We start from the raw sequence: 24,794 nt of genomic DNA, 5'->3' as shown, positions 1-24,794 counted from the left end.
CCGGGCGCCCTCAGTCGCTTGCGCTGAGGGCTGCCACGGCATCAAGAGAGGCGCGCGCCCGGGAAGGTCCCTGGAGCTCGACAAGTTGGCCGCCGTCCATCTTCAGCAAGCGATCGGCGAGGTGGAAATAGCGCTCGTCATGGGTAATGGCAAACACCGTTTTACCGGTACTGCGCAAGTACTCCAGCACGCCGAGGTAGAACAGCTGACGGTATGCGGGGTCCTGGTCTGCGGCCCATTCATCCAGCAGTAATACGGGACGCTCTTCCAGCGCGGCCAGCATCAGTGCCAGACGTTTACGCTGGCCCTGGGAATAGGCCGTGCTCGGCAATCGCCCGTTGCTGGGCGTCACCTTGTCGCTGAGGGCCAGGCGCTCCAGCCATTGCGCCACCAGCGTCGAATCGGCCGTAGCGCCCTTGCCATCAAGCAACTGGGTAAACAGATGGAAGTCGGAGAACACCGCCGCGAACAATTGCCGGTAGGCAGGAAGTTGCTCCACCGCCAATGGCTGACCATCCAGCAGAATTCGGCCGCTGTCGGGGACGCTCAAGCCACACAGCAGGCGTGCCATGCTCGACTTTCCGCTGCCGTTGCCGCCGATCAGGAACACCACTTCGCCGCGCTTCAGGGTCAGGTTCAACGGCCCTAGCGCAAACCCGCCTTCACCGTCACGCTCGGCGTACCGGTAGCACACGTCTTCCAGCACAAGGTGCTGCCAGTCCGCTGGCAGCGCCTCAGGCAAGGCAAACCCCGCCTGATAGGGTGCCAGCGCCAGGCTGTCGAGTTTGGCCAGCGCGACATTGCCGGCAATCAGCCCAGGCATCGCCCCGACCAGCAGCCCCAGCGGTGTACTGAGGTACAACAGGCTGATCGCGAACGTGGTGGCGACGGCACGGTCAGCCCAACCAAAGTGGCTGGCGAGAAAGAAGCTCACGCCGATGGCCACCAGCAGCATGACGCTGATCCAGTTGCTGTAGGCACTGTAGAACAGGTCGGCGCGGCTCTGGTGATAACGGTCCGCCTGGGCACTGCGCTCAAACTCCTCCTCATAGACCCGTCGCGCGCGGTGCCGATTGAGGCGCAATTCCTTACGCCCTTGCAGCACGGCAAGGTAACTGCCGTACAACTGATCGGCGGCCTCGCGGGCACTGGCCACTTCCCGGTTGGTGATCCCGAGCAAGCGCCAGGCCACCAACAGTGCGGCCCCGATCAGGGCCAGCGTCGCTAGAAACAAGGGCCAGGACAACCAGGCCAGGTAAGCACTGGCGGCGACGGTCAGTAGTGCGCCGTGAACCACCGCCGGCAGGCGTACGAAGGCTACCGACAAGGCTTGTACATCGACACTGAGGCTGGCCTGGAGTCGCGGCGCCCCCAAAGCGCCGAGGCGCGCCAGGGGCGTGTCGAGCATTCGCTTGAGCACGGTATTACGCAGCGCCAGCACGCCGCGATGCCCCAGCGTGGTCATGCCGATCTGCGCAATCACCCCCGAAACCATGACGGCAAGCAAGAGCACCGTGAACTGTGCCAATGCAGGCCCCAGTGCCGTACCGGGTTGAGCCAGACGCTGGTTGATGAACGCGATCACGCCAACACCGATGCCGGCATTCACGATGCTCAGCAGCGTAATGAACAGCGCGAGCCCGGGGTGGCGCCCAAAGAGCATTCGCATCAATCTCATGGCAATGCCCTCCCACGTTGTGCTTCACCTGGGGCAGGCACCGGTAACGCGTAGAGCTGCCCGCCCTCCATTTTCAGAAGCCGGTCGGCGAGGTGAAAGTAATGATCGTCATGGGTAATCGCAATGACGGTTACGCCCTGCTCGCTCAACTGCGGCAGCAACTGCTGATAGAAGGCACGGCGATACGCCGGGTCCTGATCGGCGGCCCATTCGTCAAGCAGCAACACACCCCGCCCCTCGAGCACCGCAAGCAGCAGGCCCAAGCGTTTGCGCTGGCCTTGTGACAGTTCCAGATCAAGCAAGCGCGCCTGCTCGATGCGAACTTTGTGCGCCATGCGCAGCAGTGCCAGCCAGGCCTGAACAACATCACGCGGGGCATCCTCACCCGCCACACCAAGGAGCTGGCGAAACAGATGAAAATCGCTGAACACGGTACTGAACAACTGCTGGTAGGCGGCAAGATCATGCTCGCCCACGGCTCGACCATCGACCCGCAGGCAACCGGTATCGGGCCGGTAAAGCCCTGTGATCAAGCGTGCCAAGGTGGACTTGCCGCTACCATTGCCACCGACCAGGAACACCCGTTCGCCACGTTGCAGGGTCAGGTCCAGGGGGCCGACAACAAAACCCGAACCGTCCTCGGAGCGGTAGCGGTACGTCACGGCATCCAGCTGCAAGCGCTGCCAACCCTCGAACGCCGTGGCAGCGGGCAGGTCGAAGTCTTCCCGGTAGGGCTGAAGTTGCAAGGCATTCAGCTTCTCCAGCGCCACGTTGGCCCCCAGCAGATTGGGAATCGCGCCCATGCTCGACACCAGCGGTGCGCGCACGAACAGGATCACCACGGCAAAGGTCGACGCCACGGTGTAATCGGCCCAACCGTAGCCACCGACCAAGGCAAACACCAGCGCGAGGCTGGCCAGGATCATGCAGTTGACCCAGTTGCTGTTGGACCAATGGAAGGTATCGGCACGCACCACGTGATGAAAGTAGTCACCGGCACTGGCCAGGTACTCCTGCTCGTACAGGTGCTGCGCCCGGGTGCGGTTCAGTGCCAGCTCCTGTCGCCCCTCGATAACTGCGCGGTAATGCGCGTGCAGTGCATCATCCGCCTCGCGCAACTGGCGCATGTGCGCCTGGGTACGGCGCATCAGCTGCTGGCTGACGACCACCATCAACGCCAGCCAGGCCAGGGTCGCGCCAAACAAGGGCAACGACAACCAGGCCAGGTAGCCAAAAGCGGCCAAGGTGAGGATCGAGCCATAGACGATCTCCGGCAGGTTGATGAACCCGATGGTGATCTTCTGCACATCGCCGCTCAGGCTGGCCAACAGACGCGCACTGCCCAGGCTTTCGAGACGATCCACATCCGAATCCAGCACTTGCTTGACCAACCTGCGGCGCAGACCATGAACAAATCGATGCCCAAGGCTGGCGATGAAGGCCTGCACGCCGAAACTCAACGCGAACAGCAATGCCAGCAAACCCGCGAACGCAAGCATCGCACCTTCGACAGCCCCCTCAGCGTCCATCAGCCGGTTCTTGATGAAGGCGATGACGCCAACATTCAGCACCGCGCTGGCCGCACTCAACAGCAACACCCCTAGCAACGGCCAGCGATACTGCCGGTAGATCAAGCCAAACACCCCCATTCGTCCTCCCTTGGTTTAAACAGGTTGCGAAAAACAGCCTTTGCAACGGCCACTGCCAGCAGCGGTCATGCCCGCGCCTGTCGACCGCCCTCTTCACGCGCATGGCTCCAGGTCAGCGGTGGTGGCACGGGCGTTGTCGCATACAGCGGCTTTTCCGCGATGCTGTTGATGATCACTGCCGATCGCCACGCGGCCAGACTGAGTTGCGGGTCTGCAATGCCATGGGTGTATCGGCCCGCGTTCTGGACGTAAATCCGGTTACTCGCGGGGCCATCCCACTGCGCGGAGTAGTCCTGATTGAGCACCAGGCCACCTTCCTGATCATGGACCAGCCGCGGAATCAAGGCGGCGATGCACTTGGGCAGGGTCTGCTGATAGCCCGTGGCGAGAATCACCTCATCGGCATCGAGGCGTTCGCGCGCACCGTTGAAACCGTTGTGGTTCGTGAGCTGGAAATGGCCGCCGTGGCGCTGCATGGCCACCACTTCACGCTGCGGCAAAATGCGTGCAGGCACCGCTTGCGTGTTCAAGAACTCGTTCTCGTACAGCGCCTGGGACAATTCGCGCAAGGTCACCGGCGATACACCGTCGCCCGCCAGTTTCTGTTGAACCACCAAGCGGCGCTTGTCGGCTTCCGGCAGCGCATAGAATTCACGCACGTAGTCCGGAGAAAAGTATTCGTTGGTGAACGGGGTCTCATCCAGCGGCTCAAGGTTGGCCCGGCGCGTGATCCAGTTCAGCTCGGACACAACGCCTCGACGCCCGGAGAGCACATCAAGGAAGATCTCCGCGCCACTCTGCCCGCCGCCCACCACGGTCACCCGCTTACCGGCCAGCGAATGCTGCGCATGCATGTAGCCATGGCTGTGCTGACAATGTTCACCGCCCAGCACGCGCCCCCACTCGGGAATGTACGGCAGCAAACCGGTCGCGACCACGATATGCCGGGCTTTCAAGGACGGACGATTGGCGAAGCCGATGACAAAATCATGGCCATCGAACGTTACCTCCTGAACGTCGCTGGAAAACGCGACATTGGGCAATTGCTCAGACACCCAGCGCATGTAGTCCGCGTATTCGACGCGGCGCACATTCGTGTATTCCGCATTGATGAATCGATAGAAGCGACCTTTGTCGACCAGGTAGTTCAGGAAACCATAGCGGCTGGCCGGGTCGACCGGCGTGACCATGTCCTTGAGGTAGGACGTCTGCATGTAGGTGCCGGGCAACATCATCCCGGCGTGCCAGTCGAAACGCGGCCTGCGCTCGAAGAAGCAACTGTTGAGCTGTGCCTGGGGGACCATAAGCGCGGCCAGACTCAGGTTGAACGGGCCGACGCCGATTCCGGCGACATCCAGACGCTTGGCCATTTGCAGCAGTTCCATCACGCGCTCCCTCTTGGTGCCCCCCGCGCTACCGACTTCGGTCAGACAAGGAGGCATTGATACATGGGGCGGAGCAAACGCATCCGCCCTTCAATTCCCGGCAGTCGCCGGCCTGTCAGTGGGCCAATTGCTGTTGCAGGCTCAAGGGCCGCATGTCGGTCCAGACGCTGGCGATGTAAGCCAGGCACTCCTGCCGCAGGCCGCGCTTGCCGGCCTCCTGCCAACCTTCGGGAATCGCCTTGTATTCGGGCCATATGGAGTATTGCTGCTCACCATTGACGACCACGACGAAGACTGCGCTTTCACTGTCAAAACTCATAGTGTTCCTTCCTGTCGAACGGAATCATCGAAATGATTCGTAGGCACATGCCTACAACCTGTTTGGGCTTGTCGAGGAAGTGACGAATGAGAATGATTTTAATTTAAGAACAGGCAACCAGCGCCTGTTCGCCGTGGTTCGGGGCATCGGCGAAGAACACTTCACGCGGCAAGATCATCATGGCTGCGCGCTTGTGCGGGAAGTCGAATTCCTTCTCGCGATAGAAACCGGCCCGCTGCAGATAGTTGATCATCTTCGCGTTGTCGGCACGCGGCTCGGCCACCACGCGCTGGGTACGGGCGTCATCAAGAAACAGGAAGTGCGCCAACGACGACAGCCAGGCACTCACCCGGTGAGCACCCCGGTAACGCTGCTCCCCGACCAGCATATGCACGCCACGGTCGTAATCTTGCACGTCGTAGTACGGCGCGATGCGGTCTTCGCGGGCCCAATAGGCCTCAAAGTACGCAAAAGGCTCATCATTGAAGCAGGCGATCAGGGGGTGCACCTTGGGGTCTGCCAGCAAAGCGTCCAGGTAGTCGCGATGCGCCTGCTGGCTGCCGGTCATTTCCCAGAACGCCGCTACACGCGGGTCATTCTGCCAACGGCTGAACACCTCCAGATCCTGCTGCGGATCGAGCGTGCGCAACGAAATCGTCTCAGCGATTTCCGCCACGTAACGTCGATACACCGTGCCAGGCTGACGCGGTGCACGTTGCGGATGGCGCTTGCCATTGCTCAAACGGTACTGCAACGGATACTGGCTGGACGGTGGATAGGCCAGCCAGGGTTGCGGATGCTGGCGGAACAAGTGCTGCGGGCAAATCAATGCTTCGCTGTCGGGCGCATGAACCGCCAGGCCTTCGCGCAACAAAAGGCTGACCTGAGCCTGCCCCGGAACCAACAGCGCAAGCTCACGTACCGGGTGCACCAGGAACGCCGCATGCAAGGCGGCCAGCGTCAGGTCCTTGACCTGCTCGACCTCGCACGGCTGCAGCATCAACCGGGCACGTTGGCCCCCCGTAGCTACGACGAGCGACCCCACAAAGCGACCTTCGAGGTCGATATTCAATTGATCACCCTGCTGCTCGATGGACAGTCGGCGGCCATCGACCTGCAGGAGGGATAAAGGAGAGAAAATCATGACAACACCTTGCTTGGCGGATGGGTTCACCCCCTCGATCCTGGAGGGGGCGAAGATGGCTACAGACGCTTACCAGTTGTAGGACACAGAGGTGGAAAGCATGCGCGGGTAACCGTAGTTGCAACGGAATTCCGTGCCTTGGCAGGTGGCATAGTTGTTGTCGAGCAGGTTCTTGGCGTTCAACTGCACACGCCAGTTTTCCAGGTCGTAATGCACCATGGCATCCACCAGGGCATAGGCCGGAATATCCAGTTTGTTGGCATCGTCACCGTAGCTGGAACCGACATAGCGCACGCCAGCGCCAAAGCCCAGGCCTTTGATATCACCATTCCTGAAGGTGTAATCCGCCCAGATCGAGGCCATTTTCTCCGGCACGTTGTACGGCCGGTTGCCTTCATAGTTGGTGTCCTTGGTGATCTCGACCTTGTTGTAGGTCAGGCTGGTAATCACGTTGAACGATTCGGTGATGCTGGCAACCGCTTCCAGCTCGACGCCGCGAGACTGGACCTCGCCAATCTGGACCTGCCGCTGGCCGCTCGGGTCGGTTGGATCGGGGGTCGGGACGTCCTTCTTGCGCAGGTCGAACAACGACAGCGTCACCGAGCTGTTGGAACCCTTGGGCTGGTACTTGATACCCAGCTCATGTTGCTCGCCGGTGGTCGGCTTCATGAGGTCGGTGGTCAGGCCCACGTTGGGGGCGAATGATTGAGAATAGCTGTAGTACGGCGCCAGGCCATTGTCAGCCAGATACACCACACCTGCGCGGTAGGTCGCCTTGCGGTCGTTACGCTGGTTGGTACCCGCTGCGTTGCGCGCAGTAGCGTAGGCACCGGTACCACCGTCGCTGTCCTGGTTCACACGTGCCCAGTCAACCCGGCCACCCAAGGTAAAGGCAAACTTGTCGATCTTGAACTGATCCTGGGTGTAGATACCCAGCTGACGCACCTTGCTGACCACGTCGTTGGACGTCGCCAGGTCGCTCGGTGTCCAGTTGCCGTAGGTTGGGTTATAGAGATCGAAGGGGTTCGGGTCACCGCCCGGGCTGCCCTGGTTGAAGATGTCGTAGGTGGTGTACTGCATGTCACCGCCCAGGGTGACGTTATGCTCGACAGGGCCGGTGTTGAAATTCGCATGGGCCTGGTTATCCAATGCCCAGCCAGTGACGGTGGTCTTGGAGGTCAACGCACCACGGTAACCCTGGCCAAAGTCGCCTGGTGCCAGGTCTGCCGTTGGTGCCGGGTTGTAATAACCCAGGCCATAAATGGACTTGTAGTCCAGGGTCAAATGGCGGTAGCGGAAATTCTGCTTGAAGCTCCAGACATCGTTGAACACATGATCGAAGGTGTAGCCGATGCTTTCCTGATCGCGATCGAAGTGGTCGAAGTCCGGCTCGCCAGCGAACAGGTCGGTGTCATAGCGGCCCAATGGGTTGGTTTTGACCGTGCCCTCGTACGGCAGGTACTGGAACACCGAGCCCAGGCGCTCGTGCTGAACCTGCGCAAGGACTGTCAGCGAGGTGTTGTCATCGATGTTCCAGGTCAGTGCCGGAGCGATGAACCAGCTCTCTTCGTCGACATGATCGATCTGCGTGGAGCCGTCCTTTATCTGGGCAGTCAGACGCCCCAGGAAACGGCCATCGTCATCCAGCTTGCCGCCAATATCGAACGCACCGACTTTCTTGTCGTAACTGCCGTACTCGGCCCGGATCTCACGGATGGGCGCCGCGGTCGGACGCTTGCTGACCTGGTTGACCAGACCGCCCGGCGAGCTTTGGCCGAACAGCACCGAGCTGGGGCCACGCACCACTTCAACACTTTCAAGGCTGTAAGGGTCGACACGCCACATGCCGTAGTTGCGGTTCAGCAGGTTCAGGCCATCGAGAAACAGGCCATCGTTGGACTGATCGAAACCGCGGATGTAGATGTAGTCGTTGCGGTTATCGGCACCGAACGGCTCGGCGTTTACCCCTGCGGTGTAACGCAGGGCTTCGCTGAGGGTTTGCGCATCCTGTGCGTTCATTTGCTTGCGCGTGACCACCGTAACCGACTGCGGGTTTTCGATCAGCGGCACGTTGCTCTTGGTGATGCCCTGCGCTTGAGTGGCGACGTAACCGGTGTCTTCCACCGCCTTGGCCTCCACTGCCGAAGGCGCCAACTCCACATACGTCCCGGAGCCGCTATCCGCTGCGTTCTGTGCGTACGCCACGCCCATCGGCAACAGCGAGCTCAACGCCGTCACAGCCCCCAGCCCTAGCCACTGTGACGAGAACGCACCGGCCCCGAATTTCCCTGCACTAAACCCCAGTTTCATGACGCTCCCCGCTCCCTGTAGACGTTGTTGACTGTTGCTATTGAGAATAGTTTACAGTTGCGAACGCTAACAGGAAACACTCTCCTTACACAAACGTAGGAAACGCCTGAGACGAAGCCGCCACCTTGAAGGTGGCGGTCTAGAGTGGAATTTTTGGGGAGGCCAGCGCGTAGCGACGGCCTTTCAGCGTCGCCTGGATGAAGCGCCCACACGACTTAGACGTGACGGCGAGCGCACTTCCTCTAGTTCGAAATCAAGCATCAACTTATGTGCCTCGGTATTTTGGATAATAGGGCTCGATCAGCACAATAAAGCCCTTCCAGGGTACCACCTGATCCATCTCGATCAGGAAGCGTTCGCGGCGGAGCGAATTACATTTGCCGGCATATAAGGCGTTAAAAATCCGTCAGCTCATATATTTTTTCATATAAGACGGTACATCTCTTTTGACCCGACGTGATTTATTTTCAGCCGTCCAAAATGGCAGAAATTGTACAACCAAGACATCATTCTGCCTTAGATAATTTTCGGTATAAGCCAAGTGACTGACACTTGGCTGAAAATGTCCAGATGAACCTGATAGAACTTGCACAATGCCATTTGTAGCAACAATTGTTCCTGCAGAGATTGGCCAGGAGCTCCCCAGTAGCGATGAGTGCTTGATTCCATCTGGATCATCAACTGTCTCAACGCCAAACATATCGCCACTTTGATCCTGTATGAACTTAAATCTACCATCCTCCCTTGTTGTTAGTGGAAAATTCTTATAGTAAAGCCTTCCATTTATTATGGTGATGCGGTATTGGTCTCTTACGGCAGTAAGATTCAAAAATTTACGATTTTTATTTTGAAGCATGTCCTCTAAAGCTTCTTGCTTTACCATTCGGAGTGGAGATAATGCAGATAGCGGGATTGGGATTCTTTCTGTTGAATCGGTTCTATATAGATCAGCGCCTATCGCTCCCCGCTTGTTTTGCAGCCTATTCAAAATAAACACTCCTTTTTTCATTTAACAACTGATTGACATCTAAAAACAGAACAGTAAATTTCATAGCCGCTGCCTAGCGCGAAATGCGCATCACATATGTGCCATTAAGATTTGGACTGCTCAATTAAACTATTAATGACAGCACAATCAAACCGCCTCACCCCCTGACTATCAAACGGAGCCCCCGCCCGGCCCACACGTAACTGCAAGCGCACTTCTTCGCCCTCGAAATCAAACACCAGCTGACGTGCCTCGGGATCTTCGGTCGGGATTTGCCGTGCCTGGTCGATCAGGCGAAACCACGCCCACGGCCCGGTGCTTTTGCGGATGAGGGTGCGGCCGTCAAGCAGTGTCACGCTGGCCCGGATTTCACTGCCCAGGGCTTTGCCGGGCCATTCGAACAGCGCCGAACCCAGCGGCCCGTGGCTGTAGTTCAAGCGCGCACCGTCGTAGTCCAGGGTAAAACTGGCGATGCGCTCGCTCATCATCAGCGGGCTGAGTTCGAATGCCAGCTGTGCCTGGTGTTGGCCCGCCGGGAAAAAGCTGTCGCGCAGCTGTGCGGCGTTCTCCAGGGTGGCCAACAGTGGCGCACTGACGCCGCCCACCGAGGCGCCCTCGTTCAAGCGCCAAGGGCGTGACCGGGTATCAAGCTGGCCGTCCAGGTGCTGCTCTACAAAGCGCTGCAGCACGCCGTCAGCCGCAAACAGCCGGTTGAAATCGTCCAGCGACACCTGGGTGTCTGAATCGCCGTCGAACGGGTAACGCCCGCTCAGCGCACGCTCACAGAGCGGCGCGACGTCGCTGGCCCATGCACGCTCAAGCACGTGTCGGGTGTGTTGCTGCACGTGCTGCTGACCGACCTGAACGATGTCCAGCATCATGGGTTGAAGCAGCGCGGGCAGTTGCTCCACCTCTTCCCTCAGGCGTTGCAACGAATCGCTGGCGTCCATGGGCACTTTCTGCCGCACGCCCTGTTGGCTGGCGTCGATGAACAAGGCGGTGTCTTTCAAGGCGAGCAGCAACTGCTCGGACGTGCTCGCCGGTGCCTCGGCCGCCAGCCATTGGTGCAGGGGCTTGAAATGCTGGGTGACCGGATGAGGCAACGGGCTAACCGCCGGTACCGGTTGAGCCAGGCCAACCCGCTGCTGCAAATGCTCGCCTTTCTGCAGGGCGCGCTCCAGCAAGCCGTGGGATGGTAGTACGGGCGACAGCTGGGTGTGGCGCGCCGCCGCGTGCAACAGTTCCAGCAACGGCGAGTCGCGTTGCGCCAGTTGCAACAACCGGCGCGGTACATGTTCGGACTGATCCAGGCCGCTGACTTGCAGGTCGTCGAAAAACGCCTCCCACTGCTCGATATAGGCCTGATGGTAGAGCGCTAGCACCTCGTCCTTGATGGGCTTGATGCTCAGCACCTCAGCCTGCCCCATCAGGCGTCGCTCTTGTACAAGCGCTAGCGCCAGCATTGGCTCGACGCGTGCGCTAAAACGCCGGTGCCCCTCCACGGTGTAAAGCCCCGGTACCCCACGGGCCTGGGATTCTCCGCTGCGCTTGGTGAACAGCAACAGGCCGCCCGCGCCCAGTACAGAGGCGATACTGAATTCGCTCAAGGTGCGATCATCCACCTGCTCCAGTAGCTGCCGGTACAACCGATGCGCCACAGGTTCAGCCGCCAGCTGGTTGCGCGCCTGCTCGATGAGCCCGCGGTCCAGTGGCCGTGGCGTAGACAGTGCCAGGCGTTTGAGCAACCGTTGCAGGTGCTCGTCAAACTGCTGATGCTGCGCGTCACTCAGGCGGCTTCCGGCACTGTCGCGAAAGGCGCTGGCGTACCACTCGCCCAGCGCTTGCGCATCAAAGCGCCCTTCACCGCCAAGCATCAGGTACAACGACAGGCTCTGGCGCAGTGTTGCTTCGCTAAGGGTTTGAGCACGGCGTAGACGATCTTCGAGACGCTGCAGCAGATCGGCCAGCACCTGCTGTTCAAGGGCATGCGCATAGGCTTGCGCCGCATGCAACTGCAATTGACGACCGGTCGACCAGGGCAACCAGCCCTGGTCGAGGGTGTGCGCCATGTGGGCGAGCCGATCGAGCCGCAGCAGGGTGTCGCCCCCCAGCACCGGGGTGTTGGCATGATGGGGCGCCTGCTGTAGCGCTGCTATCTGTTGATCGGCGTGTTCCAGGCGACGGGTCTGATCGCGGTGCAGGCTGAGCAACAGCAGGCCGAGCATCAGGCTGATTGCCGGCACCAGAACGTGTGCCCATGACCTGCCCCATGCCAGCCCCTGGCGCATTGGCGTGCGCAGTCGGCCGGGGCGCCAACAGGTGTGCAACGCCCGCAACAAGACCGGGGCCGGCGATTCGACCGTGGCCGGTTGTGCACTGAAACGCACCGACTGCAGGGCGACCTGGGCAATGCCGCGTTCTTGGGCCAGGGCCGTTTCCAGCACCGCCTGCAGGCTCATGGAGAGGGCGCGCCACATCGGCGTGAAGCCGAACAGCATGGAACGCACCTGAACATCCGGCTCGCGCTGAAGACGCTCGAGCGCGGTGCTGTGCAGGTCGGCAATCAGCGCCCTCATGCGCGGGCCTAAGGTCGCGAGCAGGTCTCTGTTACGCAGGGCAGGCGCAAACGCCAGGCTCAATTCACGCCGGTCTGCCGCCAGCCACGCCAGCGACTCCGTGTACCCAGGCAGTTGCTCACAACCGCTGACGATCACCTGCACCGACAGGGCGTTACCAAAGCGACTGGCCAGTTCTTCAAGGCGCGCACGGAGCATCAGTGCCAACTGATCGCGTTCGGCGACGCTCGCTTTGTGTAACTGCAGCGCCGACAGCACCAGCAGGATTCCGCGCGGCAGTGTGCCGCCAACCTCAGCCTGTTTGAGCTCATCGAGCAACAGACGCCACAGCCGTGCCTGCTCAGGTTGAGACGGGCTCAGCAGGCTGCCGTTGATATCGAACAGGGCGAAACCGCTCACCGTGGTGCAGCGCAGGTCGTCGTTGGCGTTGCCGCTCAGGCCGAGCAACGGGCCCTTGTCCAGCCCCGGCGGGCCGATCAGCAAGAACCCCGGCAATCGGCCATTGGCGCGTTGAAACCAGGCCTGCAGCCGCTCGCCCAGCAGCCGTTCCCGATCCGAACAGGCCTCCTGCGGCGCGGCGTCGGCCAAAGGCGCTGGATCGGTTTCCTTTGTGCGCCGACGCCGGCGCAGCCATAGCACCAGTGCCAGAACCGCAAGCCCGGCGCAGAGCAGCAAACGGCTCGCCACGCTGGCCAAGGGTGCGTAACCATCGACTGCCAGACGCTGGCCATGCATCAGGACCAGGTACATCATAACTACAAGGCCCAGCAGCGCCGAACAGGCGAACAGCAGGGTTTTCATGGCGCGCAGAAGCATGGCAGCAACATCCGCAAGTAAAAGGTGTGGGGGAATGCCGTCTCAGTCAGCCTTGCGTGGGATAGGCGAAAATTTCCACGCGACGGTTTCGGGCACGGTTATCCGGGCTGTCATTGGCGAACAACGGTTCAAGCTCACCACGCCCCTCGGCGGTATAGCGCAGAGGGTCAATGTCATTGCCCACCAGCGCGCGAAGCACGGTCTCGGCACGGGCCAGCGACAATGCCTGATTGGAAATCAAGCGGGTCGCCACCGGCGTGTCGTCACTGTGGCCAATCACCTTGATGTGCACCGGCCACTGCTCCAGTGCAGCGGCAATACGCTTCAATACAGGCTCGTAGAGCGACGCCACTTCGCTACCGCCGGCAGCAAACAAACCGGAGGAACTGATCGTGATGCGCACGCCAAGGCCGTCTTCAAGCAGGTACAGGCGGCCAGCCCGTACGTCTGCGGAAAGCGCCAGGGCCAGTTGCTGCGCCAAGGTGTTCAGCGGTGCCTGCTCCAGTGCCTGCAACCGCACCAGGGTTTGGTAGGAACGGTTTTCCAGGTGATAGGCCAAGCCGGCCGCCAGCATCACCAGCAATGCCCCACACCCCCACCAGACATAACGACGACGGCTGAAGTAGTCATGACGCCAACCACGCACCTGCTCATCCGGGCTGACCGTGGGCAGGTAGCCGCGTTGCATGCGAATCGTTTCGAACAGATGGTTGCGCCGCAGCGCAAGCGCGGCGCGCCCTTCACTCTGAATGCGGTAGCGGCCCTCCAGGCCAAGGGCCAGGCACAGGTACATCACCTCCAGCAGCGGGAGGTTTTCCTCAGGCTTGAGCTCTGCTGCATCGAGGTAGCCAAAAAAACCGTCTCCACCCGAGGTCTGGCCATGGAAGATCATCAGCAGGCTGTGTTTCGACCACTCTCCCCTGCCCCATTCAGCACTGGAGATGGTTTCATCGAGCAGCGTACACATCGCGTACTGGGCGCGCTCAACCAGGCTGACCGGTACGCGATCCTCCACCGCCTTTCGATGGAACGTACGCATCTGTGTGACCAGATGGGCGCGCAGATCATCAAGGTCGGGCGCCTGCTCAAGGCTACGCAGCAGCACGACCTCATACAGCAGGTCACTGGCATGCAGCCCAAGCCCCTCGCTGCTCAGCGCGGGCAAGGCGTCATGTGGCCGCGCTGTCGGGGCCGGCAACGCCGACGCGCCCCAGCGCGCCTTGATGTTTGCAAGAGGGGTCCAGAAACGGCGTTTCATTGAGGCTCCTTGATCGCCCAGAAGGCCAGTTGCAAGCCCGGAAAATCACCGGCCACATGCAGACCGAAACCGGCGCTGCTGCCAAGTGCCTGCCACAACGGGTTGTCGCGCTGAAGCTCGAAGTAGCTGAAGCCTGCGTAATACGGCAGTTCACGCGGCGCGGCCGGCAGAACACAGACGTTGATTCCGGGTAGCTGCAGGTCGACGAGGTCGGCAACGCGTTCGCTTGGCCCAACCTTCAGGCACGTCGGGAACACCTTGCGCAGTTCGTCATCCGGCACTTGCGCACGCACTGCAAGTACAAAGCGGGCGCTGCCATACAGGCTGGTGTCGAGCACGGCGGCAACACGAATACCGTGTTCACGCTGATTCAAGGCCAGGGGCACTACATCGGTTCCGGCCTGCGCACTGAGGATATGAGCCAGGTCGATCATGACGGGGTCGAAGCTGTCGGCGAGCCGATCATGCCGGTACACCGGATAGGACTTTGGCCGCTTGCTGGTTTCAGAGAAAATCGCCAACTCACCGGCCAGGGCGACCAACTCACGGAACAGGACCTCGGGGTGCAAGCCCGGGTAGCTTGCAAGGTGGGCGAGCATCGGCTCGGCTCGGTTGATCGTCTGCAGCATCAGAAAATGATGGACCTCGGCGATTCCGCCCAGCCCTGGTACACCCATGTTGGTCGCCAACATGTAGCCCCGCTGCCGAACACGGCCGAGGAAGTCATCCACAAATGCCGCCAGCCGCGGCGCCAGGCGCCAGTTCAGAACCGGTGCGATGAAGGCCTCATCCAGGCTGACCTGGCCACCAGAACTGCGTTCAAGCACCCGGGCGACATCCAGGTACACATGTGACTGCTCGACGTCCTGCCGACGTGCCAGGCGCAGGTTGAGCCGGGCAAGCTGCAAGGTCGCCTCTGCGGCACCCTCGGCGGTGCTGTCCTGCACCGTGGCCTCCAGCTGATGGTAGCGCGACAGGCTGTCGGCGGCAGACGCGTGCTCGACGTCAATGTGTGCAGCGCCCGCTCTGGGCAAGGCCAATACCACGTCCAGCCCGCGTGCACCCTCAGGGACCACAAAGCCGGCCTGCGCCAGGCCTTGGCTATCGAGGCTGAACAGCGTGCCATCGGGTAGAACACCTGCACACTCGAGCAACTGGATTCGCCCCAGGAGCAACTGCGCCGGGTCGAGTTTCAATGCGCTGAACCCCCAGACGTTAGCCTGTACCGCTTGCAACCCTTGAACCAACTGCGCCTGCACGTGGCGTTGTTGCTGTTGGAAATGCTGCGGCTGGAGGAACATGCCTTCCGACCAGACAACGCCGTCATTGCTGAGCATGTGTTAAGCCCTCTGCTATTGGAATGGCCTGAACCGATACCCTGTCCCGCGCCAGGTTCACCTTCAGTACCTCGGGGCTTTGGGCTTGAAAGACATCTACCGCGCGCCATTGAGCGTTATCCAGGTCGCGGTACTCCGCGACCACGCCCACCAGGCGCATCTGCGGATGGGGTACGAAAAGGTGTTCGCGCCGTTCGCCAGGGCTTAGCTGAAACGTCTCGCGCACGAGCCAGGTCGCATCGGCCGACGACTCATTGGCATGCTCAAGACGTGACAGGTCCGCCTTGAGGAAGGTTGTGGCATCGCTCAGTTGGTAGAACGTGAGCAACACAGGAGACGGACGACCGAAGAGGTTCGGATTGACATCGAGCGCCGCCACAATGTCCACGCGCTTTTTCGGGTCGAGTGGCGCAGGCGCCTGAAACCAGCCAAATGCCTGGCAGCCCTGCAGCAATCCCAGGGCCATCAGCAATGTGCCACGCAGCACCGTGCGCGGGACCTGTGCAATGGTGTTAGTCGCGGCCATCATCAGCCTCCTTGGGGGCTTTGGTTTTTTTCGGTTTTTGCGGTTGTTTGGGTGACGGCGCCTCTGCGGACGCCGAGCTACCCTCGCCGCCCCCGTTGATATCGACCTTGCCCTTGCCGTCGATGGCCACCATCGCGCCATTGATCGAAACCCCCTTGGGGCCCAACTCCACCGTGCTGGAACCGGCCTTGAGCACCAGCGTCTGGCCCGCTTCAAGGGTGATCGTCTGGCTGCCCTTGACGTCGACACTGCTGGCACCGAGCTTGAACTTGCCGCCAACCTTGGTATCGCTGTCTGCGCCGATGTCCAGTGAATGCGCGCCGCCCAACTTGACCTGCTGATCAGCGCCCACCTCGAGCGAGCAACTGCCGTTGATCGCACAGGCCTGGTCGCCACCGACATCAAGCGAGTAGTCCGCGCTGACCCGAGCGTTAAGGTCACCGTCGATGTGCTCGTGGGCGTCTTTCATCACCTGGCGGTAAGCGTTGCCGCCTACCTTGAGGTGTATGTCGTTGCCGATGTGTTCAAAGGCATCGTTACGCACCGTGATGTCCTGGTTGCGCCCGGCATGGAACAACAACTGCTCGGCGCCACCCTTGTCCTCGAAACGCAGTTCGTTGTAGACATCCTCGGCCCCCAGCGACTGGCTCTTGATACCACTGCGAGCGACCTGCGCGGGTAACGCGTAGGGTGGCCGCATGCCGCCGTTGTAGAGGCTCCCGGTCACCAGCGGACGGTCCGGATTGCCGTCGAGAAATTCCACCACGACCTCTTGGCCTACCCGTGGCAGGAAAACCGCCCCCCAGCGCTGCCCGGCCAGGGGTTGCGCGACACGCACCCAGCATGAGCAGTTCTCGTTGCGCTGGTCGCTACGGTCCCAGTGGAACTGCACCTTGATCCGCCCGAATTCGTCGACCCACAGCGGCTCGCCCTCCTTGCCGACGACGAACGCGGTCTGCGGACCAACGATCTTTGGCCGTGGCGTCTTGAGTTCGGCGCGGTAGCAACCGTCGCTGCGGATCGCCACGACCTGACAACTGAAACGTGGGCCACTGACGCCGTAGGTCGAGGTCACACAGGTTGCCTGAAGCTGTGCCTGGACGATCAGGTACTGCGTGTTCTGATTGTGCTCGGGATGCCCCTCGAGGGTGAAGCAGGCCCCGGGCAGAAGATACGGTGCGCAACCTGCTGCGCAGATGCGCTGCTGTTCGGCATTCAGCGCCTGTACCCGAACCTTGGTCGCTGCCTCACCCGCAGTGACGTCATTGAAGTGCCCTGGGTAGTGGTAGTGTTCATATGTGGCCTGATCATGCGCCATGACCACCGAGGCATCGGCGCTGAACACGCTGGCTTCGCGGGTGTTGGCCTTGGTGAAATCGAAGTCGGTGGCACGCACTCGACCACTGCACAACACCTGCTCCGGCACCCACGCCGAAAAGCGATTGAACAGCTCGGGCTGCCCTCCACCCAGTTCAAACCGATGATCACCTTCAAGCAGCGTGTGCTCACTCATTGAATCGGTGATCACCAGGCAGTGCCCTTCAGCGGTGTGCCGGAAAAAGTAGTAAAGCCCGGCCTCCTCCATCAGGCGGCTGACAAAGGCGAAATCGCTCTCACCGAACTGCACGCAGTATTCCAATGCCGGGTACTGCTCAAGGGGCACGCAGTCCAGGTTTCCCGGGTATACGCTCAGCACCTCCTTGAGCACCTCAGGCACCGACTTGCTTTGAAAAATCCGGCTGTTGCTCGCACAGGTTGCAAACCATAACCAGGGGCGCAGTAAAAACTCATAGCACGGCAGTTGGCCCTGATCCGCCACACGGCGGAAACCACAGATGTGCGCGTGCAGGACACGTGCAGGCGCTTGAAAGTCGTACGGGAGCTCGACGACAAGGGGCTGGCCCAGCCAATCATCGGCCTTCAGTTCGCCCTCCGGGCTCAGGGCCTTGACCGTGTATTCAAACAACTGGCTCAGCCCCTCGCTACCGTCCAGGCCGGCGAACAACAACGCAGTGGAACCTGGCGGCCCGGCGAAGGAGCAGGAGGTAGGGGCGTGTTTTGCAGAAGCGCTAGTCACGTGCAGCCCCTCAGGCAATCATCGTTTTACGGGTACCGGGCTGAACGATCTTGATCACGCCCCCCCAGTTGCACAGGCAGGTGCATTGGCTATGCAACGCCGGTTGCCCCGCGAGATGGGTCTTGGCAGCGCCGGGTGTCCAGGGCGAGGCCGTTGCCGGCACACAGGGCATTGGGGTCAGTACCCCCATTGCCGCAGACGTCGCGGCGGAGACCGTCGGATTGGCCATCGAAGAACACACGCCGAACGGGGCGATGTTGACCATCGGCTTATGGTCCATGATGTTGGCGGCGGGCTGGCCTTCAACGTTGTAGCGGTTTACCGGCAGTACAGCCAAGTTCGCAGGCGCGGCCCCGAATGAACACCGTAACAGCGCCCCCATTACAACTTGTTCTGGCACAGCAGCCCCTCCGCTGAATAATTGGTTACGTTATGCGGCAACCGACACCGATGAAAACGTGAAGCGGTATTTTGGCCAAAACCACGAAGCGTTAAATAGGAAAAATCCGAGAGGTACGAAGGATTTTCAGACAGCGTTTTGTTTAACCCAATGGTTTGACCGCACACCCATTTCATCTATTCACCCGCCAAACTCATTTACCATTACGCCAAACAAGCAAACACCTCGCGCCCACATAGCTAACAGGCGCGCTGTGTTAAACCGTATTGTGTTAAACCGAGTTGTTTTAAACCGAATTGCTTTAAACCGAACTGTAGCGAAGCAGCCTCTGTGGCCTAAACCGCGCGCCTTAAAACGGGGACTGCCGACTAAAAAAGGCCTTAGTCATTGGCAAACTCGTAAATAATCCCTGCATCCCCAACCGATAAACTGACCCGTTGAGGCACGGTCTGATTTATTTCGCCCAGCAAGAATGCGCGACTGAGCTGCGGTAAAAGCCCATTCGTCAAAATGGAATCAACCATGCGCCCGCCACTGTGTATATCGGTGCACTGGCTGACGATATAGTCCACCAATACCGCGTCATAGTGCAGCGGTACCTGATAACGCTGTTCTACGCGTGCGGCGACGCGCTTTAGTTGCAACTCGACAATACGGGCCAACATGTCGTCGTTGAGCGCAAAGTACGGAATGGCCACCAGGCGACCGAGCAGCGCGGGCGGGAACACGCGCAGCAGTTCCGGCTTGAGCAGCTGTTCAAGGTCTTGGTCCGTCTCGGTGCCTTGCCGGTTGAACAGCACTTCGGAGCCCACGTTGGTGGTCATCAGGATCAAGGTATTGCGAAAATCGATGACCTGGCCCTCGCCGTCTTCCATCCAGCCCTTGTCGAACACCTGGAAGAACACTTCATGGACGTCGGGGTGAGCCTTTTCAATCTCGTCGAGCAGGATCACGCAGTGCGGCCGACGGCGCACCGCCTCGGTCAAGACACCGCCTTCACCGTAACCGACATAACCCGGCGGCGCGCCCTTCAGCGAAGCGACCGTGTGCGGCTCCTGGTACTCACTCATGTTGATCGTTACCAGGTTGTGCTCACCGCCATACAGCAGTTCCGCCAGGGCCAGGGCGGTTTCCGTCTTGCCTACGCCAGAAGGGCCGGCAAGCAGGAACACCCCTACCGGTTTGCCCGGGTGATCGAGCCCGGCACGGGAGGTCTGAATACGACGGGCAATCGCTTCCATCGCATGGGATTGGCCAATGACACGCTCACCCAGGCGCTCGGCGAGGTTGAGGATGGTTTCAATTTCATTGCGCTGCAGGGTGCCCAGCGGAATGCCGGTCCAGCCTTGCAGCACGCTGGCCACCGACTGCGCGTCGACATCCGTCAGTACCAGGGCAGGCACTTCAGACTGGGCGGCGTGCAAGCGCTGCTGCAATGCTTCGGTGCGCTCCAGAAAGGCGGCCTGCAGTTCAGCCTGCTCCACGCTTGGCGCGAGGTGCTCGGTGCAGAGGCGTTCGCGCAACTGCTGGATCTCGCCGACCCAAGCGGTTTGCGCCTGCCAGCGCTTTTCCAGCTCAGCACTGCGCTGCTGTTCATCGCGCAGTTGCTGCGAAAGACGTTGCAGGCGCTCAGGGTCGAGCAGGCCAATGGCCTGCTCCGTTTGCACCACCACTTTTTCAGCGCGCAGGTTCGCAATGCGCTCGCGGCTGTCAGCCAGTTGTGCGGGCATCGCTTGCTGACTGATGCCAACCCGCGCACAGGCAGTGTCGAGCAGGCTGATGGCTTTATCCGGGAGTTGGCGATCCGGCAGATAACGGTGTGACAGGTGGACGGCAGCCACCACCGCCTCATCGAGGATCTGCACCCGATGGTGACGCTGCAACGTGGGCAGCACACTGCGCAACATGGTAATCGCAACCTCGGGGCTCGGTTCGTCTACCCGCAGTGCCTGAAAACGTCGCTTGAGCGCGGGGTCCTTCTCGATGTGCTTTTTATACTCGCTCCAGGTCGTGGCGCCGATCGTACGCAGTTTGCCCCGCGCCAGCATCGGCTTGAGCAGGTTGGCTGCGTCACCGGTACCGGCCTGGCCGCCTGCGCCGACCAGGGTATGCACTTCGTCGATGAACAAGAGTGTCGGTTGCGTGGCCGCCTGCACCTCGTCGACCACCTGGCGCAGGCGCTGCTCGAACTCGCCCTTGACGCTGGCACCGGCCTGCAACAAGCCGATATCCAGCGCCAACACGCGGGCCCCGAGGAACGCTTCGGGCACGTCACCGGCGACGATTCGCTGGGCAAAGCCCTCGACCACAGCGGTTTTTCCAACGCCCGCCTCACCGGCCAGCAATGGGTTGTTCTGACGCCGACGCATCAAAATGTCGATGAGTTGACGCACCTCCTCATTGCGCCCCAGCACCGGGTCGAGGTTGCCAAGCCGTGCCTGCTCGGTAAGGTCGCTGGTGTAGCGCTGCAAGGTGCCGGAAGTTTCACGGAGCTGGTCCGCTGGTGCCCCGTCACCGGGTACCACGGACTGTTCAGGTGAACGCTGGACAATTTCGTGGAACTGTTCGAGCAGCGTCTCACGATTGATCTTCTCGAACTCACGGGACATTGCGAACAAGGTATGCCGCAAGCTTCCCGTGCCCAGCACACCGAGCAACAAGTGACCGCTGCGAATTCTGCTCGCATCCAGTTGCAGCGCCCCATACAACCAGCCGCGCTCCATGGCTTCGTCCAGCTGAGCGGAAAGGTCGACGACCGAGGCCGCCTGCGCGGGCAAGCGGTCGAGGGCACTGATCAAATCGCTGGAAAGCGTGCCCGCGTTCAGGCCGAAGCGCTCGTTGATGCGTCGCAGGTCGGAGTCTGGCTGTTGCAGCACCAGCTGGAACCAATGCACCAGCTCAACGTAAGGGTTGCCTCGTACCCGACACAAGGTTGTGGCGGACTCCATCGCCTGATAAGCCAAGGTGTCGAGCTTTCCAAAAAGCTTGGCGCGGCTGATGTCAGTCATGGCGCAGTTCCTGTTGTAGTCATTGAAGACGAGCCGGGGTCAGAACACAGGCTCGTGGTTGAGTCGCGGGGCGGTGGCTGGACAACCAGGAGGTCAGGCCAAGGGATAGATTGCCCCCCAGACGCATCGGCGTATTGGCACTCGGTGCGAGCAGCAGTTGCACATCCCACTCAAAGCCGCAGCCCAGGTAGTCATCCACCAGGCGTGCCAGGTCGCGCAACGCCTCGGTGCCAGGCAAGAAGCGTGTCATATCGGCCAGCGACAGCGGCCCGAGTGTCACGCGAACGCTGTGCTGGACATTCCACGCCCTGCGCCCGAGCAAGGAACTGCGCCCCAGTTGAGCGGCCTCGGTGCCAGCGCCCAATTGCAGTTGATCTGTCGGCGCCAATGCACTCCAGCGCCCATGCCATTGATGCAGGGTGACGGGCACCTGCAGGTGATCGCGTAACACACCCAGCAGGCCCTCGGCACTGCGTCGCTGGTCGAGGTATTGGCTGGCGTAATAGCGTTCGCTGTGCGGAACGAACGCTTGCACATACTCGGAAAAACGGTCCTGGCTTGGTCGGTCTGCGCAGACGACCGGGCGCGCCATCGCCCAGCTGCGATACAACAGGCACAGCAGGCGGTGGTGAAAGATGTCCAGAAAACCCGCCAGTGTTCCGTCGTTGTGGTTGATCTGGCGGGACAAGGCCTCTTCACTGAAGGGCAACGGCATCGGGCCATTGACCCCGGTCAGGCCAAAAAAGGTCACCCGCAACTGTGGCGGCAGCCCCTCGCGCAGTTGCAGGTTGCGCAGCATGGCCGGCTCGAAGGCCAGTGACACCGCCTGGCCCAGGCGCAGTAGATCCTCACGCAGGTGTTCCGACGTGCCCAGGCGCGGGCGCTGCGGGTCGAGCGCATCCAGGCAGCGCAACGCGCTGAAAAAATCAAAACGCCAGGCCTGACGCTGCAATTGCTCCCAAGGGCTCACAGGGTCATGCATTGGCTACTCCTCACCGGCCAGCGCATGATCATCCCGCGTCCCACGGTGTACAGCACGGTCTGGGTAAACGCATTGATGGCCGCATAGCGGGCGAAAAAAACATCCAGCACCGCACCGAAAGCAACAGTACCAATGCCCTCGCACGCGGCATCATCGAGGGTCAGGTGCAGTTGCAAGCCTCGGCCGAACGCTACCGGCCCGCTGCCGGGCAAGCGCTGCGTCAGCACGGTGGCGCGCAAGGAAACGATGCCTTCAAGCAGGCGCTGCAGCACCGCATCATCCGGGGCGATGTAAAGCGATAGCAGTTCGCGCAACGCCTGTGCCCCGGCCTGTCCATCGTCATTGGCCAGTGGCAGGTAGTTCCGCGACAAATGCTGAATCGCCTGCCAGGGCCCCTCGCCCGAAACCGGCACAGCGAGCGGCGTCGACGGGCCAGCCAGCCTGCGAATGGCCAGTACGGGCGCGCTGACATCCAGGACAAAATCGGTATTGCCCTTGCCGAAGCCAATGTGCAACGGCAGGTCGCGGTTTGAGCAAAGCACTTCAGCCGCCAGTTGATGCAGGTCCGGCCGATACGGCGGGTGCTGAGGGTCTACCAGGGCAATCGACAGGTCACTGCCCGCATAAGACGGCTTGCCATGCAGTGCAGCCGAGCGCGGACGGCTGGGCGCCCGCTGTACCTGAAAAAAGCCGGTGCCGGCTGCGTCGGTTGCCCGAGCCTGCGGCGAATACAATGGTACAAAGCGCTGGCGCTCGCGGCTGCCGCTAAAGTAGCCGTGCACCTCCAGCACCTGATGAACTTCGTGGTTCAAGGGGTTCGCCTGGTCGACCAGCACAGGAATCTCCGGCCGATGGTGCAACACGTTGATGCGATCAGTACGTTTCTGGAACAGGTTCTGCACCGGCGCACAGAACAGATTGAACATCGAACCATCGAGCCCGGCGGGCAGCTGATTGGACAACGGCGCCAACACGATCAGCAGTTCCAGATGTTCGCTGTCGCACCGACGTACCGCCGGGCCCAACCCGGACAGGTTGATAAAGCGCTGCCCTTCGGGAAACGCCAGAAAACGCCTGAGCAGCGCGAAGCCGGCGTGCCCGCTGACGCCACGCAGGGGTTCCTGTGTGTCAGGCGCGCCTTCAAGATTGGCCTGGGTGATGCACGCGGGCTCAATGAATTCGCACCAGGCCGGGGTGTCCTCAACCGGCCTTGCAAGCACACCGACTGCACGCGAGAGCAGCGCTTCGTGAACCGCCAGCGCCCCTGCCCCACTCAGGTACACGCACAGCGCGTCCAGAGCAATCTGCTTGAACGTGACGCCCGTGGTGGTTCGCAAGCGCAGCCGCAACACCGAGTGCGCCTGGCCGGTAAACCTGGCAGGCAACCCTGATAGCAGGCTGGTACTGGCAAGGTAGTCGGCAGACTCGATCTGCACCGGCCACAAGGTGACCGGCTGAGTACTACGCCACTCACAACGCACGGTGCGCCCGTCAAGCTCGGCAACCGCGCTCAACGCGGTACTGGCAGGCAGGCAGAAGCCATTGAGCAGGCTGCCCTGATGTTTGTCCGGCGTGAACTGCACCACCGCCATGGACGGCAGCGGCATTAACGATTGAGGCTGGACCTGCTCCAGCAGGTTGCTGGTGAACTGCGGAAACTCCGACGCCATCTGCAGTTGAATGCGAGCCGTCAGGAAGCCCAGCCCCTCGAGCAGACGCTCCACACCGGGGTCGTGGCTGTGTTGGGTGTCCAGGCCAATGTGGCTTGCTACCTTGGGGTAGGCCTTGGCAAATTCGGCAGCCCCTTCGCGCAGGAACTGCAATTCGCGCTCGTACAAGCGCAACAGTCGCTCATCCATGCCGCCCCCTGAGGGGTGCTGTATCGACGTGTACCGCACCACTTTGGGTATTCCAGATGGAGCGAAAGGTGAACGGGTGAGCGACCTCTGCATCGCGCAGTTGCCCCTCGATGACCATCTGTATTTCGAACAGGGGCGCTTCGGTGCGGCTTACCCAGGAAACCTGCAAGCTGTGGCGAATCACCCTTGGCTCGTAGGCCAGAATGGCCTGATGAATACGCTTCACCAGAGCCTCCGGAGAAAAACTGGAGAGTGTCTTGCCCGCAATGCTGTCAATCCCGTAGTTCAGTACAGAACGAGCGACGTGAGGCGCTTGGCTGAGGTCCAGTGTGCTGACAAGCCCACGGGTGTTTAGCAGCGTGCTCAGATCTTCGCGTAAACGGGACAACTGAGAATTTTTGCTTGCCGCAATGTCAGGTGTGCTCGCAGCATGAAAATTCAGGTTTAAACGCTCAAGCAACGTGTGGGCACAGCTATTCATG

The 24,794-nt window shown here is 60.9% G+C and carries 17 protein-coding genes and 1 pseudogene; all 18 read right to left on the bottom strand.

Annotation, left to right across the window (positions count from 1 at the left end; translation table 11 throughout):
- Positions 1-10: 10 nt before the first annotated feature.
- Positions 11-1,678, bottom strand: coding sequence for a multidrug ABC transporter permease/ATP-binding protein (locus CYD26_RS14710; protein ID WP_102052933.1), 1,668 nt, complete (start codon positions 1,676-1,678; stop codon positions 11-13).
- Positions 1,675-3,327, bottom strand: a complete 1,653-nt coding sequence (locus CYD26_RS14705; protein ID WP_065760189.1) for a multidrug ABC transporter permease/ATP-binding protein — start codon at positions 3,325-3,327, stop codon at positions 1,675-1,677. Before CYD26_RS14705 ends, CYD26_RS14710 begins: the two co-directional genes overlap by 4 nt.
- Positions 3,328-3,392: 65 nt before the next feature.
- Positions 3,393-4,712 (bottom strand): lysine N(6)-hydroxylase/L-ornithine N(5)-oxygenase family protein, encoded by a 1,320-nt coding sequence (locus CYD26_RS14700; RefSeq protein WP_158240129.1) that lies wholly within the window; start codon positions 4,710-4,712, stop codon positions 3,393-3,395.
- Between the two features lie 115 nt (positions 4,713-4,827).
- On the bottom strand, positions 4,828-5,031 hold the full coding sequence (locus CYD26_RS14695; protein WP_102052931.1) for an MbtH family NRPS accessory protein: 204 nt from the start codon (positions 5,029-5,031) through the stop codon (positions 4,828-4,830).
- A 103-nt stretch (positions 5,032-5,134) separates the two neighbouring features.
- Complete coding sequence (locus tag CYD26_RS14690; protein WP_102052930.1) at positions 5,135-6,175, bottom strand: GNAT family N-acetyltransferase; 1,041 nt, start codon at positions 6,173-6,175, stop codon at positions 5,135-5,137.
- Between the two features lie 69 nt (positions 6,176-6,244).
- Positions 6,245-8,485: a TonB-dependent siderophore receptor gene (locus tag CYD26_RS14685; protein WP_102052929.1), complete on the bottom strand. Its 2,241-nt coding sequence runs from the start codon at positions 8,483-8,485 to the stop codon at positions 6,245-6,247.
- Positions 8,486-8,756: 271 nt separating this feature from the next.
- Positions 8,757-8,888 (bottom strand): annotated as a pseudogene (locus CYD26_RS14680) (IS5/IS1182 family transposase); the annotation flags it as partial.
- A gap of 3 nt (positions 8,889-8,891) precedes the next feature.
- Positions 8,892-9,494 (bottom strand): hypothetical protein, encoded by a 603-nt coding sequence (locus CYD26_RS25020; protein WP_145991797.1) that lies wholly within the window; start codon positions 9,492-9,494, stop codon positions 8,892-8,894.
- Positions 9,495-9,577: 83 nt separating this feature from the next.
- Complete coding sequence (gene tssM / locus CYD26_RS14670; RefSeq protein ID WP_102052928.1) at positions 9,578-12,865, bottom strand: type VI secretion system membrane subunit TssM; 3,288 nt, start codon at positions 12,863-12,865, stop codon at positions 9,578-9,580.
- 46 nt (positions 12,866-12,911) lie between these two features.
- Positions 12,912-14,123 (bottom strand): type IVB secretion system protein IcmH/DotU, encoded by a 1,212-nt coding sequence (icmH, locus tag CYD26_RS14665; RefSeq protein ID WP_102052927.1) that lies wholly within the window; start codon positions 14,121-14,123, stop codon positions 12,912-12,914.
- Positions 14,120-15,460, bottom strand: coding sequence for a type VI secretion system baseplate subunit TssK (gene tssK, locus CYD26_RS14660; RefSeq protein ID WP_102052926.1), 1,341 nt, complete (start codon positions 15,458-15,460; stop codon positions 14,120-14,122). The genes icmH and tssK overlap by 4 nt, the downstream gene beginning before the upstream one ends.
- Positions 15,447-15,986, bottom strand: coding sequence for a type VI secretion system lipoprotein TssJ (gene tssJ / locus CYD26_RS14655; RefSeq protein WP_065760182.1), 540 nt, complete (start codon positions 15,984-15,986; stop codon positions 15,447-15,449). Before tssJ ends, tssK begins: the two co-directional genes overlap by 14 nt.
- On the bottom strand, positions 15,973-18,063 hold the full coding sequence (locus CYD26_RS14650; RefSeq protein WP_102052967.1) for a type VI secretion system Vgr family protein: 2,091 nt from the start codon (positions 18,061-18,063) through the stop codon (positions 15,973-15,975). Before CYD26_RS14650 ends, tssJ begins: the two co-directional genes overlap by 14 nt.
- 10 nt (positions 18,064-18,073) lie before the next feature.
- Positions 18,074-18,445 carry a DUF4280 domain-containing protein gene (locus tag CYD26_RS14645; protein ID WP_065760180.1) on the bottom strand — a complete coding sequence of 124 codons (372 nt, stop codon included), beginning with the start codon at positions 18,443-18,445 and terminating at the stop codon, positions 18,074-18,076.
- Between the two features lie 398 nt (positions 18,446-18,843).
- On the bottom strand, positions 18,844-21,471 hold the full coding sequence (gene tssH / locus CYD26_RS14640) for a type VI secretion system ATPase TssH (RefSeq protein ID WP_102052925.1): 2,628 nt from the start codon (positions 21,469-21,471) through the stop codon (positions 18,844-18,846).
- A gap of 19 nt (positions 21,472-21,490) precedes the next feature.
- Positions 21,491-22,453: a type VI secretion system baseplate subunit TssG gene (gene tssG / locus CYD26_RS14635; RefSeq protein ID WP_102052924.1), complete on the bottom strand. Its 963-nt coding sequence runs from the start codon at positions 22,451-22,453 to the stop codon at positions 21,491-21,493.
- The gene (gene tssF / locus CYD26_RS14630; protein ID WP_102052923.1) at positions 22,438-24,312 is read right to left on the bottom strand and encodes a type VI secretion system baseplate subunit TssF; all 1,875 of its coding nucleotides are present in this window, start codon (positions 24,310-24,312) and stop codon (positions 22,438-22,440) included. The genes tssG and tssF overlap by 16 nt, the downstream gene beginning before the upstream one ends.
- Positions 24,305-24,793, bottom strand: a complete 489-nt coding sequence (tssE, locus tag CYD26_RS14625) for a type VI secretion system baseplate subunit TssE (RefSeq protein ID WP_145991796.1) — start codon at positions 24,791-24,793, stop codon at positions 24,305-24,307. The genes tssF and tssE overlap by 8 nt, the downstream gene beginning before the upstream one ends.
- Position 24,794 lies beyond the last annotated feature (1 nt).

Origin of the sequence: Pseudomonas sp. FFUP_PS_473 (assembly GCF_002858665.1) — a bacterium.
In the GTDB taxonomy this organism is placed as follows: Bacteria; Pseudomonadota; Gammaproteobacteria; order Pseudomonadales; family Pseudomonadaceae; genus Aquipseudomonas; species Aquipseudomonas defluvii.
The sequence above is the reverse complement of the archived record's forward strand: the minus strand, read 5'-3'. Positions and strand labels throughout refer to the sequence as shown.